Origin of the sequence: Halobacterium sp. CBA1126 (assembly GCF_009741975.1) — an archaeon.
GTDB lineage: Archaea > Halobacteriota > Halobacteria > Halobacteriales > Halobacteriaceae > Halobacterium.
The window spans coordinates 1-13,228 of record NZ_WPCF01000072.1 but is presented as its reverse complement, the minus strand read 5'-3'; the positions used below and the strand labels follow the sequence as shown (position 1 = coordinate 13,228).

11 protein-coding genes and 1 pseudogene are annotated in these 13,228 nt (G+C 69.1%); 10 read left to right on the top strand and 2 right to left on the bottom strand.

Annotated elements, in window-relative coordinates; genetic code table 11:
- Both GJ634_RS10575 and GJ634_RS10570 read right to left on the bottom strand, forming a co-directional pair.
- Nucleotides 1-957 (bottom strand): annotated as a pseudogene (locus GJ634_RS10575) (tyrosine-type recombinase/integrase); the annotation flags it as partial.
- The gene (locus GJ634_RS10570; protein ID WP_157502759.1) at nt 954-1,331 is read right to left on the bottom strand and encodes a DUF5805 domain-containing protein; all 378 of its coding nucleotides are present in this window, start codon (nt 1,329-1,331) and stop codon (nt 954-956) included. The pseudogene GJ634_RS10575 and the gene GJ634_RS10570, both read right to left, overlap by 4 nt.
- A gap of 1,459 nt (nt 1,332-2,790) precedes the next feature.
- On the opposite strand from GJ634_RS10570, the gene GJ634_RS10565 reads away from it, so the two are divergent.
- The 10 genes from GJ634_RS10565 (at nt 2,791) to GJ634_RS10530 (ending at nt 13,062) form a co-directional block, all read left to right on the top strand.
- On the top strand, nt 2,791-4,110 hold the full coding sequence (locus GJ634_RS10565; RefSeq protein WP_157502758.1) for an MFS transporter: 1,320 nt from the start codon (nt 2,791-2,793) through the stop codon (nt 4,108-4,110).
- A complete protein-coding gene (locus tag GJ634_RS10560; RefSeq protein WP_157502757.1) occupies nt 4,110-4,712 on the top strand; it encodes a molybdenum cofactor guanylyltransferase in 603 nt (200 codons plus the stop codon). Before GJ634_RS10565 ends, GJ634_RS10560 begins: the two co-directional genes overlap by 1 nt.
- A gap of 155 nt (nt 4,713-4,867) precedes the next feature.
- Entirely contained in the window at nt 4,868-6,640 is a 1,773-nt protein-coding gene (locus GJ634_RS10555; protein ID WP_157502756.1) for a nitrite/sulfite reductase, read from the top strand.
- A 93-nt stretch (nt 6,641-6,733) separates the two neighbouring features.
- On the top strand, nt 6,734-8,827 hold the full coding sequence (gene nasA, locus GJ634_RS10550; RefSeq protein ID WP_331714111.1) for an assimilatory nitrate reductase NasA: 2,094 nt from the start codon (nt 6,734-6,736) through the stop codon (nt 8,825-8,827).
- Between the two features lie 60 nt (nt 8,828-8,887).
- Nucleotides 8,888-9,301 carry an SRPBCC family protein gene (locus GJ634_RS10545; protein WP_157502755.1) on the top strand — a complete coding sequence of 138 codons (414 nt, stop codon included), beginning with the start codon at nt 8,888-8,890 and terminating at the stop codon, nt 9,299-9,301.
- 128 nt (nt 9,302-9,429) lie between these two features.
- Nucleotides 9,430-9,579, top strand: coding sequence for a hypothetical protein (locus GJ634_RS15580; protein ID WP_197425490.1), 150 nt, complete (start codon nt 9,430-9,432; stop codon nt 9,577-9,579).
- Nucleotides 9,580-9,583: 4 nt separating this feature from the next.
- Complete coding sequence (locus tag GJ634_RS16135) at nt 9,584-10,564, top strand: plastocyanin/azurin family copper-binding protein (protein ID WP_231737019.1); 981 nt, start codon at nt 9,584-9,586, stop codon at nt 10,562-10,564.
- Nucleotide 10,565: 1 nt separating this feature from the next.
- Nucleotides 10,566-11,438 carry a cbb3-type cytochrome c oxidase subunit I gene (locus tag GJ634_RS16470; RefSeq protein ID WP_197425489.1) on the top strand — a complete coding sequence of 291 codons (873 nt, stop codon included), beginning with the start codon at nt 10,566-10,568 and terminating at the stop codon, nt 11,436-11,438.
- Nucleotides 11,438-12,274, top strand: a complete 837-nt coding sequence (locus GJ634_RS16465) for a cbb3-type cytochrome c oxidase subunit I (RefSeq protein ID WP_197425488.1) — start codon at nt 11,438-11,440, stop codon at nt 12,272-12,274. Before GJ634_RS16470 ends, GJ634_RS16465 begins: the two co-directional genes overlap by 1 nt.
- A 68-nt stretch (nt 12,275-12,342) precedes the next feature.
- Entirely contained in the window at nt 12,343-13,062 is a 720-nt protein-coding gene (locus tag GJ634_RS10530) for a hypothetical protein (protein ID WP_157502754.1), read from the top strand.
- Nucleotides 13,063-13,228 lie beyond the last annotated feature (166 nt).

Genomic DNA, 13,228 nt, shown 5'->3' with positions numbered 1-13,228 from the left:
CGACGTCCCCGCGGAGGTACTTCACGACGCCGCGGTCGCCCGTGCGGTCCCGGAGGTGCGTCGTGAAGAAGTGCCGGAAGTAGTGGGGCGTGACGTTCTCGGCGGCGTCCGCGCCGCTGCGGTACCAGCCCGCGCGCTCGGCGTGCTCGCGGACGAACGACCGCACCATCTCCGGCGTGAGCCGCTCGCCCCACGCGTCCCGCGTGCTCGCGAACAGCGGCTCCGCGGGCGACGGCGTGTCCGGCCGAATCGCCAGCCAGTGCACGAGTGCGGCCTTCAACTCCCCGTCGACGGGACGAGCGTCGCGCGCTTGCGCTTGTTCGACGCCGTCCGCTCCTCCCCGTTCGCGACCTCGCCGCGGCTCACGTCCGGGTCGACGAACAGCGTGTCCGGCCGGCCGTCGAGCTGCGCGCGCGTCCCGAGGTCGTAGGCCGCCTCGACGCCGGGCGCGTCCAGCGCGAGGTCCCGCAGGTCGAGATTACAGAGCTCACCGACGCGCAGCCCGGTTTTCAGCAGCGTCAGCACGACCGCGCGCTCCAGCGGGTGCGAGATGCCGTCGACGAACGACCGCATCTGGTCGACGGACACCTCCCGGCGAGTCGGGTCCGTGTCGATGGCCTCGTCCATCTCCTGGGTGACCAGCGTCATCGGGTTGCCGTCGAACTCGCCGACCTGGGTCATGTACCCGTAGAAGCGGTTGAGGTAGGAGGCGTACGTCGCCACCGTGCTGTCCGCGTGGTCGCCGCGGAGCTCGTGGACCCACGCCAGGCAGTCCCGGCGGTCGGCCTCCCCGGGCGTCGTCTCGGTTTCCGCGAGGAACGCCTCGAACTCCCGGAGGACGCGGCCGTACGCCTCCCGCGTGCGCTCGGACTTCCCGTGGTAGGCCATGTCCTCGAGGAAGTACTCGATGGGGTCGTCGGCGTCGTGGCCGCGGCCCGCGGCGGCGCGCTCGCTCATCGGTCCTCCCGGCGGACGTAGCCGCCCTCGCGGGGGTCGTGGCGAATCTCTCCGCGCTCGACCAGCGACTGGACCGCGTCGTCGAGCCGGTCCTCGAAGTCCCCGGAGAGCTCCGAGACCAGTCGGTCCCACGACACGACGTCCTCCGAACCGACCGCTTCGAGGACCCGGTCTTCGAGGCCGCCACCCCTAGGGGTAGCGTCCCCAGAACCGCCTTCCTCGGCGTCGTCGAGGAACCCTCGTCGCCCGGCCTGCACCATCGTCCGCAGGTACTCGCTCTGGGACATGTCCAACTCCTCGGCGTGCTCGCTCCAGTCCGCCTTCTGGTCGGCGGGCACGTAGGTCTTCACGACCGCGCGGTCGTCACCAGCCATACCTCCGCCCACAACAGCCGGGAACTTCAGTGTTCCTCCACGAGCAGATAAGACACCTTATCGTCTACTACAGTACCCTACTTGGTGCAAATCCAGTACTAGATTCAGTGATTACCTATTTCGAAGGACTACACAAGCAGATATGTAATTCTGGAGTGTGGGCCTACAGAGACAGATACAATATTTCGAGTTCGCCGCGATTTCCCGCGCGCCCGCGACCCGCTGCTCGACGTTTCCCTCGGTCGCGGTCGCGCGCTCGTCACTGGCTCCTCGAACGCCACCTCGATACAGTCGCGTTCGGTTCAGGAACTCGCTCGGAATCCCCGGCTGTCGTCCGACCAGATCGGGATTCGAGCAGGTGGCCTCGTCGACCATGTGGCGTGCACGCGTTCCGGATGGGTTCGGAGGACGAGATCCGGGAAGACGCCGGCTCCGCCTCGCTCCGTGGCTCGGAATATCACGGCGCAGAAACCAGACAACGGACGTCAGCGTCGACGCCGAACGCTCGTCGCCGGCAGCCCGCAGCCCGAGGACGGGCCAGTACTATCGGCGGGCTCTCGACGCCCGAGAAGCGGGTGTAGTCAACAGCGCTCACCGCCTTCGCGGGCTGCTAGCGAAGAAACGACAGCATTCGACTACGGCGTGCTTCGAGCAGGGGAGATACTGTGTTCGCCCGGCGTCGGACGCGCTTTCGTGCCCGTTGCGAGCGGTTCGTTCCCGGCCAGGGTTCCGCTCGTTCGTCGGGCTACGGTGCTCTGCAAGGACCGTGGCGAGTGTTTCTACCCGTTCCACAAGTTATCTCTGTCGCAAGCCCAGCGTCTACTCTGGCGCTTCACAGCGTCTTCCCCGCCCGGCAGGTCGTCGGTTCGTCGAACTGACGCCGGAACTGTGGGATGGCTCAGTGACAGCCGGACTCGTGGCCTCAGTGCTGCGTCACCGTCTCAGTTGGGAGTGGTTGTTGTCTGGGAGAGGTGACTCTCTCGTTCTCCTCCCGTCCTCTCGCCACCCACCGAACGAATAAATCGCATACTGCTATATCAATTTCTCGGGTCGGTCCCACTACTTGTCCCTCCCCTCATTCTCGCCGTACCGGACGAAGTCACTCTATTCGCGACCTTCGGCGTACAATTCGACCGCGCGCCGATTGCGCGCTCGTTCGCCGATTCCGCAGCGAGCTCCGCGCCTCGAGACCGAACGGATTCGGCATTCGTCTCGTTTTCGGCGCCACAACTGGCCGTTCAAACTCCTTAATGTGGTGGTATACGTCCTAATATTGGCTGCCTGCTAGTCGATAGTCGGTATTATCGAATGAACGTCAACGCGTAGCTTAATGTAGTTGGTAGTAGTCGACTTTTCGCGTACCGATGTGGGCTTACATCGAGAACGAATCGGAATCGGTGGACAAACAGAATAGTCTGCGTGAGTTTGGTGACCGTTCGCGCGAGAGCGAGGGTGAGGAATGGCGTTGATTCGGATGACCAAGTACCGGACGCTGCTGCTGGCGACCGTCGGGTTCAACTTCTCGTTTCTCATCTGGTTCTCGTTCGCGCCGTTCACCGAGCCGATGGCCAGCGAGTTCGGGCTGTCGCTGGCGGAGATCGGCCTGCTCGCGAGCGCGAACATCTGGCTGGCGCCGTTCGGCCGCGTGCTCACCGGCTGGCTCTCGGACAAGTTCGGCGCGCCGTCGGTGTTCGCCATCGTGTTGGGGTACGTCGGCGTGTTCTCCATCGCGTCGGCGTTCGCGCAGTCCTACGCGGTGTTCTTCGTCGAGCGGCTCATCGTGGCGACGGCGGGCATCACGTTCGTCGTCGGCATCCAGCACGTCGCCGAGTGGTTCGAGGAGGAGAACCTCGGGCTCGCGGAGGGCATCTACGCGGGCGTCGGGAACGCCGGCGCGGCGGGCGGCGCGCTGATTCTCCCCCGGGTGTTCGGCGCGAACTGGAGCGGCCCGCTGTTCTCGACGAACTGGCGGGCGGCGTTCTTCTACACGGGCGTCGTCTCCATCCTGCTCGGCGTGGCGTACTTCGCGCTCGGTGAGGCCGCCAAGAGCGAGGAGAAGCGGCAGGCGACCAAGGAGAGCGCGAGTTTCTCGGGGTGGGCGCACACCGCCACCCGCTACGGGACGCTCGTGCTCGCGCTCGCGTACGTGATGACCTTCGGACTCGAGCTGTCGATGAACGGCTGGCTCGCGACCTACTACCGCGAGGGCTTCGGCACGAACAACCTCGTGCTCGCGAGCACGTTCGCGGCGACCTTTTCCGTCGCAGCGGGCCTGCTGCGGCCCGTCGGTGGGTACGTCAGCGACCGGCTCGCGCGCGCCGAACGCGACATTCTCCCGTTCTTCGCGGGGCAGTACCGCGAGCAGTGGACGTTCACGGCGATGTCGTTCGTCGTCCTGTCGATGTTCGGGATGACGCTCGCCGGCCTGTCGGGGGAGGTGTTGCTCGCGGTCGGCGCGGGCTTCCTCGTCGGGATGGGGTGTGCGTTCGCCGAGGGCGCCATCTTCGCGCAGGTGCCAGCGATGTTCCCGAACAGCTCGGGCGCGGTCGCGGGCGTCGTCGGCGGCGTCGGCACCATCGGCGGCATCGTCTACCCGCTCGTCTACTCCGCGCAGTTCCTGCCGAACCTCCACGTGGGCTACGCGGTGGTCGCGGCGTCGATGGTCCCGATTCTGGCGCTGACCGCGTGGGTGTTCCAGCCGAGAATCGCGACCGTCGCGAACGAGGCGGGCTTCGGCGACTCCTCGCCGTCGGCGGTGGAGGCGCCGGGTGACGACTGATGCGGACGGGACTGGTGCTCGCGGGCGGCGCGTCGACGCGCTTCGGCGAGGCGGACAAGTCCACCGCGCCCGTCGGCGACCGGCCGATGGTGCGCCGCGTCGCCGACCGCCTCGCGGGCGTCGTCGACGAGCTCGTCGTGAACTGCCGGGCCGACCAGCGCGCGGGCATCGCGAGCGCGCTCGACGGTCTCGACTACCGGCTGGCCGTCGATCCCGTCCCCGACGAGGGACCGGTCGCGGGGATGCGAACTGGACTCCGCGTGGCTCGCGGCGACGCGGTCGGGGTCGTGGCCTGCGACATGCCCCACGCAGACCCGGGGCTGTTCGAGCGGCTGTTCGACCGCGCGGACACGGCTGCGGTGCCGCGCGCGGACGGCCACTTGCAGCCGCTGCACGCCGTCTACGGCCGCCACGCAGCGCGGTTCGCCTGCGACCGAACGCTCGCCGACGGCTCCCGGAAGCTCGCCGACGCGCTCGCGCGCCTCGACCCCGCGGTGGTCGACGTCGCGGACGCGACCCCGTTCACGAACGTGAACACGAAGGCCGACTTACTGCGCGTTCGTGGCACAATCGACGGAGAGTCGGCGAGCAAATCCATATAAGGTCCTTTAGCTTCTGACGTTCGTCTGCATGGACGTATGATAATTCGAGTTTCTCAACGCTGATCTTTATTATCTAGACGAGAGAGTGATATAGCTGTAACAGACGCGACGGTCGTTCGGATATATTCGGAAAACAAGCCCAAACGCAAATCACGATGGCACACAAGAAAGAGGAGTGGAAGGCCGAACAGTACGGAGACGACGTCAGAGAAAAACTCGAGGAGTTCGCCGAGCGCGGCTGGGAGGAGATTCCAGAGGACGAACACGACGAGTGGTTCTCCCGGTTCAAGTTCTGGGGCGTCTTCCACCAGCGCGGCGGCCAGGAGAGCTACTTCATGATGCGGCTGACGAACTGCGGCGGCGTCCTCGAACCGGACCAGCTGCGGGCCATCGGCGAGGTCGCCCGCGACTACGCGCAGGGGCCCGCCGAGAACCCCGAGTTCGGGAACGGGTGGATCGACCTCACGACCCGCCAGTCCATACAGCTGCACTGGCTCAAGCTCGAAGACGTCCCCGAGATCTGGGAGAAGCTCGAATCCGTCGGCGTCTCCTCGCGCTCGGCGGGCGGGGACACGATGCGCAACATCTCGGGCTGCCCGGTCGCCGGGAAGGCCGAGGAGTACGTCGAGAGCCGCGAGCTCTTAGACGAGATTCAGGAGGGCATCCGCGGCGACGACGACCTCGCGAACATGCCCCGGAAGTTCAACATCTCGGTGACGGGCTGCCGGCAGGGCTGCGCGCAGGACGCCCTGAACGACGTCGGCCTCGAACCCGCACACAAGTTCGTCCAGGGCGAGGAAGTCAAGGGATTCAACGTCCGCGTCGGCGGCGGCCTCGGCGGCCGCGAGCCGCGCCGGGCGCGCTCGCTGGACCTCTTCGTCACGCGCGAGCAGGCCTACGACGCGGTGCGCGCGTTCGTCGAACTCTACCACGAGGAGGGGAACCGCGAGAACCGCTCGAAGAACCGCGCGCGGTTCTTCGTCGACGAGTGGGGGACCGACGAGATCCGCGACGCGCTCGACGAGCGGCTCGACTTCGAGCTGGAGTCCGCGGGCACGGACTTCCGCGGCGGGTACACGTACAACGCCGGCAAGCCGACGGAGCGCGGCGCCCACGACCACGTCGGCGTCTACGACCAGAAGGACGGCCGGAACTACGTCGGCCTCAGCGTCGCTCTCGGCAGGCTGCGCGCGGACGAGGCCATCGAGCTCGCGGACCTCGCCGACGAGTACGGCAGCGGGGAGGTCCGGCTGACGCGCCGCCAGAACCCCATCATCACGGACGTCGCGGACGAGGACCTCGACGACCTGCTCGCGGAGCCCCTGCTGGGCAAACACGAGCCCGAACCGAACCCCTTCGAGCAGGGCGCGATGGCGTGCACTGGCACGGAGTTCTGCTCGCTCGCGCTCACGGAGACGAAGGCCCGGATGGCCCGGCTGCTCCGCTGGCTCGGCGACAACGTCGAGGTCCCCGACGACGTCGACCGCATCAAGATGCACTTCTCGGGCTGCACCGCGGACTGCGGGCAGGCGATGACCGCGGACATCGGCCTCCAGGGGATGCGCGCCCGGAAGGACGGCGAGATGGTCGAAGCCGTCGACGTCGGCGTCGGCGGCGGCGTCGGCGAGAAGCCGACGTTCATCGACTGGGTGCGCCAGCGCGTCCCGGCGGACGAGCTCCCGGGGATGATCGCGAACCTCGTGCACGCGTTCGCGGCGCTCCGCGAGGACGGCCAGACGTTCCGCGAGTGGGTGGAGGCGACCGGCCACGAGACCATCGTCGAACTCGCGGAGCCAGAGGAGGTCGACGGCTACACCGATCCCTGTCTCTACGACGCCAAGCAGTCGTGGTACCCGTTCGCCGAGGGGGAGAGTCCGGCACCGACCGCCGCCGACGGCACGCCGCTGGCCGGCGAGAGCGATGACTGACGACGCGCCCGCGTCCACGGCGCCGATGGACGCCGCGCCAGAGCTCTGTCCGCCCGCGGCCGACCACCGCGAGTCCGGCGAGGTGGACGACGCGTGAGCGAGCCGGTCCAGACCACGTGCATGCGCTGTGCGGTCGGCTGCGGCCACCTCACGGACCGCGTGGACGCCGGCTACGGCATCGGGACCGTGCGCGGCGACGTCACCCACCCCGTGAACCGCGGGCTGGCGTGCTCGCGGGGCGTCGAGGAGACCAAGTCCCCCGAGGGGACGTGGCTGACGCGCCCGCTCGTGCGGATGGACGGCGACCTCCAGCCGACGACGTGGGACGTCGCGCTCTCGCGAATCGCCAACGAGTTCGGCGCCGCGCTCGACCGCGACCACGACAGCGTCGCCGTGCTCGGGAGCGGCCAGCAGACCAACGAGGCGGCGTACGCGCTCGGGAAGCTCGCGCGCGCCGGGTTCGGCACGCGGTACTACGACGCCAACACGACCCTCTGCATGGCGAGCGCGGTCACTGCCTACTACGACGCGTTCGGCAGCGACGCGCCGCCGTGCACGTACGACGACATCGAGGACGCGGAGACGCACGTCGTCTGGGGCGCGAACCCCGCAGTCGCCCACCCAGTGATGTTCCGCTGGATCGCGGAGAGCGCGGGCGCCGAAGACAGCGACCTCGTGGTGGTCGACCCGGTGGGCACGAAGACCGCCCGACAGGCCGACGAACACGTCGCAATCGAACCGGGGACGGACCTCGCGCTCGCGCGGGCGGTGCTCGCCCGCGTCGTCGAACGCGGCGACGTCGACGAGGCGTTCGTCGCGGAGGCCACGACCGGGTTCGAGGAACTCCGCGGCGACCTCCCGGACCCCGAGGCCGCCGCGGCGACCGCGGACGTCGACGTGGCGACCGTCGACGACCTCGCCGACGCCTTCCGGGAGCAGACGCTCGTCTACTGGGGGATGGGCGTCAACCAGAGCACGCAGGGCACGGAGACGGCGGGCGCGCTCGTCGACCTCTGTCTCGCGACCGGGAACCTCGGCCCGGGCACGGGCCCGTTCTCGCTGACCGGGCAGGCGAACTCGATGGGGACGCGGGTCTGCTCCTCGAAGGGGTCGTGGCCGGGGATGCGGTCGTTCGCGGACCCCGACGAGCGGCGGGTCGTCGCGGACGCGTGGGGCGTCCCGGTCGACCGGCTCCCCGACGACCCCGGCCCGGGACCGGTCGGCCTCGTGGACGCCATCGACGACGGCCCCGTCGAAGCAGTCTGGACGGTCGCGACGAACCCCGCGGCGGGCCTGCCGGACGCCTCGGCGGCGCGCGAACACCTCGAGGACGCGTTCCTCGTCGCGCAGGACGCCTTCCACACTGAGACCACGGACCTCGCAGACGTCGTCCTCCCCGCGGCGACGTGGGGCGAGTCCTCGGGCACCGCCGTCAACATGGAGCGCCGCGTCTCCCGCGTCCGGCCCGCCTCGGACCTCGTCCCGGACGTCCGCACGGACCTCGACATCGTCACCACAATCGGTGAACTGCTGGTGCCGGGGCTGCTCGGCGACCCCGACCCGCGGGACGTCTTCGACGAGCTCGCGGCGCTCACGGCGGGCACGCAGGCGGACCTCTCGGGCATCAGCTACGCGCGCCTCGACGAGCAGCAGGCGGTTCGCTGGCCGGCGCCGGACGCCGTCTCGGAGGGCGGCTACCGCTACCACGACGACGGCGACTGGTCGTTCCCGACGCCGTCGGGGAAGGCGCGGTTCTCGACCGGGCGCCACGAGGGGCTCCCGGAACCGACGAACGAGACGTACCCGCTCACGCTGACGACCGCGCGCGAGGCCGACGGGTACAACACGGGCGTGCGCTCCCGCGGCGAGGACGCGCGCGCCAACCCGCTCGCGCGCGTCAACCCCGAGACCGTCGAGGGCGCGGCGATTGCGGCGGACGCGGACGTCGCGGTCGTGGAGTCCCGCCGCGCGACCGTGCCCGTGCGCGTGGAAGTCGACGACGCCGTTCCGACGGGACTGGTCTGGCTCCCGATTCACCACCCGGAGACGAACGCGCTGACGCTCCCGGAGACGGACCCGCGCTCGGACGAACCGAACTTCAAGCAGTGCGCGGTGCGCGTGCGGCCGGTCACCGACGAGGCCGCGGCGGGGACGCTCGGCGACGCGGACGCGCCCGCCGACGACTGACGTTCCCGCGGGCTGGGAGCGTGGACAATCTGCTTTTGGGAGCGTGGCGAACCCTACTCCATGAACGAGGTCACGGAGACGCGCCGCCTCGCGGTCGGCCCCGACGCCGTCCGCGACGCGATGGCCGACCTCGAAGCGTTCGTCATGGCGGCGGGCTTCGACGAGGTGACCGTCGACGGCGACCGAATCACCGTCGCGAACCGCGTCGGCGTCGCGGACATCGAACTCGAACTCGAAGTCGTCGAGCGCGAGGGCGCGGCACTCGCCTACGAGCAGCGCGAGGGCATCTTCGAGGCGATGTGGACGGAGTACGTCGTCGACCCGCGCGGGGAGGGCGGCTGCGAGGTGACCGCGCGAACCGCGTTCTCCCTCGACGTGCCGGTCGTCGGCGACATGCTCGACGCGACGGTTATCGAGCGCCAGCGCCGAAAAGAGCTGACCGCGCAACTGGACTGGCTGGCGGCGGAGGCCTGACGTCGGCGACTGTCCTGAACGACAGTTCCGGCCCCGGCGCTGCGTGGAGAACCGATTGTCAGCCGCTGGGAATCCCGGCGAACGCGTTCGGGACAACGCCCACCGGTGGAGCGTCACGACGCTCCACTATGCCGGGTACCGAGAACGACGAGCGGCCGCCGTGGCCCCAGCAGCTCCTGGACAGCGAGTGGCTGCTGGCGGGCGCGGCCGTCCTGTACTTCATGGTTTCGTACGTGCTGTGGGGCGTAATCGACATTTTCACCGTGCCCGCGGGGTGATTCGATGAGCGACGACGACCACTCCCCGCTCGAGTCGCCCGAGGGCAACTGGTGGAACCAGGAGGTCAACCGCCGGGAGTCCATCTGGCTGGGCATCTCCGGCGCGTGGGCGGTGTCGCTGTTCGGCTGGATGGTCGGCTGGACGCAGTTCGGCGACCAGAACCAGACCGGCCAGACGTACGAGGTGAGCACGGAGCGCTACCGCCAGAAGGTCCAGTCGTTCAAGGAAGCCGCGGGCACGCTCGAAGTCGACGGCGAGGAGCTGCTCGTGCCGGACGGCAACGACGTCTACGTCGGCGCGCTCCAGTGGGCGTGGGACGGCCTCCCCGTGGTGTTGCGGCCGGGCGAGACGTACAAGTTCCATCTCGGCTCCTACGACGTCCAGCACGGGTTCGGCGTGCGCCCCGAGGACAACCTCAGCAAGCAGATCTCCCTCCAGGTTCTCCCGGGCTACGAGTGGGTCGTGGAGATGTCCTTCGACGAGACGGGCACCTACCACGTCGTCTGCAACGAGTTCTGCGGCGTCGGTCACCGCTCGATGCACGGGACGTTCGTCGTGCAGGACCACGAGCCGGTCGAGACCGGCAGCGACGCCGGCGACGCCTCGGAGGCCGCCTACGACGGCTGGTTCACGAGCCAGCGCCGCGGCGGCGCGACCGGCAGTTTCGGGGGAGAGCCGACGGACGCCACCGGCCAGAGCGAGGTGACCGTCGAAGTGGGCGCCCAGGGCAACGGCGGCCCGTACGCGTTCGCGCCCACCGCCGTGCAGGTCTCCTCGGGGACCACGGTCAACTTCGAGTGGGTCTCGGACAACCACAACGTCGTCGTGGCGTCCCGGCCCGACGGCGCGGACTGGCAGGGCGTCGAGGCCCTCGAGAACGAGGGGTACAGCGCGTCGGCGACCTTCGAGGAAGCCGGCGTCTACGAGTACTACTGCGAGCCCCACGTCGGCATGGGGATGAAAGGCGTCGTGGAGGTGGTCTGAGATGTTCGGACTGAGCACGTTCGAGTACGACGACGACGGCTTCAGGGAGTGTGGCGTCACGGGGCTGACGATTCACAAGTCCGCGGAGGACCTCGTGAAACTGTTCGGCCTGACGGCCATCGTCTCGCTGGCGGTCGGCGGCGTCTTCGCGATTACGGTCGCGATGACCCGCTGGGAGGCAGTCGGCTTCCTCGACCCCGGGCAGTACTACCGGTTCACGAGCCTGCACGCGTGGTTCATGATCCTGTTCTGGATGGTGTTCATGGAAATCGCCATTCTCTACGTCGGCGGGCCGTTCGTCCTCGGGCGCCGGCTCTCCGTCCCCAAGCTCGGCTGGGCGGGGTACGCCATCATGCTGGGGGGCGGCGCGCTCGCCGTCTACAGCATCGCCACCTACGAGCTCCCGAACCAGGCGCCGTTCTACACGTCGTACGTCCCGCTGCCGTCGCCCGCGCCGTACTTCGCGGGCGCCGTCCTGTTCCTGCTCGGGGCGCTCGTCGCCGCCGTCCCCTTCTTCGTGACGCTGTGGCACGAGAAGCGCGAGCACCCGACGGAGACGCTGCCGCTCATCACGTTCGGCGCGTTCGTCACCGCGGTCATCGCGCTGGAGGCGCTCGTCGGCGGCATCACAGCGCTCACCCCGGCGTTCCTCTGGCGAATCGGCTTCCTCGAGCACCTCGACGCGGCGTGGTACCGCCAGATGTTCTGGACCATCGGCCACGGCAGCCAGCAGATCAACCTGCTCGCGATGATCACGGTGTGGTACTTCATGACGCACGTCATCGGCGGCGCCGAGGTCGCCTCCGAGAAGGTCTCCCGGGTGGCGTTCGTCCTCTACCTCTTCTTCATCAACCTCGGCGCGCCCACCACCTGATGTCCGACCCCGCGCTGTCGTCGTCGTGGCGCATGTGGAACACCTCCTACGCGGCGTACGGCGCGGTCGTCGCGTCGATGATTCACGCGTTCGCCATCCCCGCCGGGCTGGAGGCCGGCCGCCGGCGGAAGGGCGCGGGCGGCGGCCTCTTCGGCTGGCTGTGGTCCGCCCCGTGGAAGGACCCCGGGTTCTCCTCGACGATTCTCTCCATCATCCTGTTCGGCTTCCTCGGCGGCATCACGGGCGTGATGATGGGGCAGATGCAGCTCAACATGAGCTGGCACAACAACCTCGCCGTCCCCGGGCACTTCCACGCAACCGTCGTCCTCGGCACGACGCTGGCGTTCATGGGGCTGGCGTACTACGTCCTCCGGCTCGTGTTCGGCCGCGACTGGTTCGCCGGCCGGCTCGCCTCGATTCAGCCGTTCTTCTACGCCGGCGCGATGGCCGTCGTCTGCCTGATGATGATGTACCTCGGGCTGCTGTTCGGCGTGCCCCGCCGGCACCCGTCCGTGATGGACATCCCCGGGACGGCGTTCGACTTCTCCCCCGCCGAACCGTTCTTCGTCGTCTTCGGCGTCGCGGCCATCCTCTCAGTGCTCGGCGGCGCGCTGTTCGTCGTCGTCGCCGTCGGCACGCTCCTCGTCGGCGACAGCTTCACGCCGCCCATCGTCGAGGACCGCGCGCTCTCGCCGGACGGCGGCGCGGCCGCGCCGCCCCACGAGCAGAGCATGCGCGGGACGTTCGTGCTCACGCTCGTGTTCTTCGGCGTCTTCGTCGTGCTGTGGGCGCTGAACTGGTTCCTGCTCTCGCAGGTCTGGGAGATCGGGCCCTGAGTTCGCGAACGTCTTCGGGACAACCCCCACCCGGCGAGGCGGCGAACGTCCACGCGAGGTGACTCACCGTGGATAACGCCTCCGAGTCGGGAGCGCCGTCGCTCGCCGCGGGCGTCGCGAGCGCGGTCCGCGGCGGCTGGCGGTCCGCGAAGACCGTCTACTACGCGGACTCCCCGAGCTGGCGAGTGCTGAAGAGCGGCGCGCTCGTCTTCCTCGGCTGCTTCCTCTGGGCGGGGTCGAACGTCCTCCACTCGTACGTCGACTGGGCCGTCCTCGACTACACGATGGCGTACGGCGCCCTCGTCCTCGTCTACGGCCCGATACACCACGCGGTCGTCATCCCGCTCGCGCTGCGGTGGCGGCGCTCGGACGGGCTGCGCCAGCGCGTCGGCCGCCGGCTCCCGACGGCGATGCTCGCCGTCTTCCTCGCGGCCGTCCTCGTCGTCGGCACGTTCGCCGCGGGCGCGATGACCGTCGACTTCGGCACCGCAATCGGCGGCTCGGAGGGCGCGACGGCCGCCCAGCCGGAGCTGGCGTGCGCGACCGAAGCCGGCGGCGAGACGGTCGCCTGCGAGGTCACGAACGCCGAGCGCGTCGACCGCGTGGTCGTCAGGACGGGCGGCGAGCGGCTGCTCGAGGTCACGGACCCGCCCTACGAGTTCACCGTCGAGGCGTCGGCCGTCGACACGACGATGGACCGCGAGCAGTTCCGCGTCCGCCTCTACGACGACCGCGGGACGCTCGTGCGGCAGTACACGCGCCGGCTCTCGACGGTCGGGATGAACTAGTTTGAGGGGGCGGTCTCGTATCCGGATTGGGCAGGAGCTCTGGTGAGGTGCTCCGGGTACGGCGACTGCGCGAGTACGGGGTTTGCGGCTACGTCCGGAACTCGAAGCGCGCGCCGCCCGCGTCGCTGTCGGTGACGCTGGCCGTCCAGCCGTGGGCTTCGGCGAT

Bases quoted from the DNA above. Each gene is read 5' to 3' on its own strand.
- GJ634_RS10570 (WP_157502759.1), bottom strand. From the start codon at position 1,331: ATGGCTGGTGACGACCGCGCGGTCGTGAAGACCTACGTGCCCGCCGAC.
- GJ634_RS10565 (WP_157502758.1), top strand. From the start codon at position 2,791: ATGGCGTTGATTCGGATGACCAAGTACCGGACGCTGCTGCTGGCGACC.
- GJ634_RS10560 (WP_157502757.1), top strand. From the start codon at position 4,110: ATGCGGACGGGACTGGTGCTCGCGGGCGGCGCGTCGACGCGCTTCGGC.
- GJ634_RS10555 (WP_157502756.1), top strand. From the start codon at position 4,868: ATGGCACACAAGAAAGAGGAGTGGAAGGCCGAACAGTACGGAGACGAC.
- GJ634_RS10545 (WP_157502755.1), top strand. From the start codon at position 8,888: ATGAACGAGGTCACGGAGACGCGCCGCCTCGCGGTCGGCCCCGACGCC.
- GJ634_RS15580 (WP_197425490.1), top strand. From the start codon at position 9,430: ATGCCGGGTACCGAGAACGACGAGCGGCCGCCGTGGCCCCAGCAGCTC.
- GJ634_RS16135 (WP_231737019.1), top strand. From the start codon at position 9,584: ATGAGCGACGACGACCACTCCCCGCTCGAGTCGCCCGAGGGCAACTGG.
- GJ634_RS16470 (WP_197425489.1), top strand. From the start codon at position 10,566: ATGTTCGGACTGAGCACGTTCGAGTACGACGACGACGGCTTCAGGGAG.
- GJ634_RS16465 (WP_197425488.1), top strand. From the start codon at position 11,438: ATGTCCGACCCCGCGCTGTCGTCGTCGTGGCGCATGTGGAACACCTCC.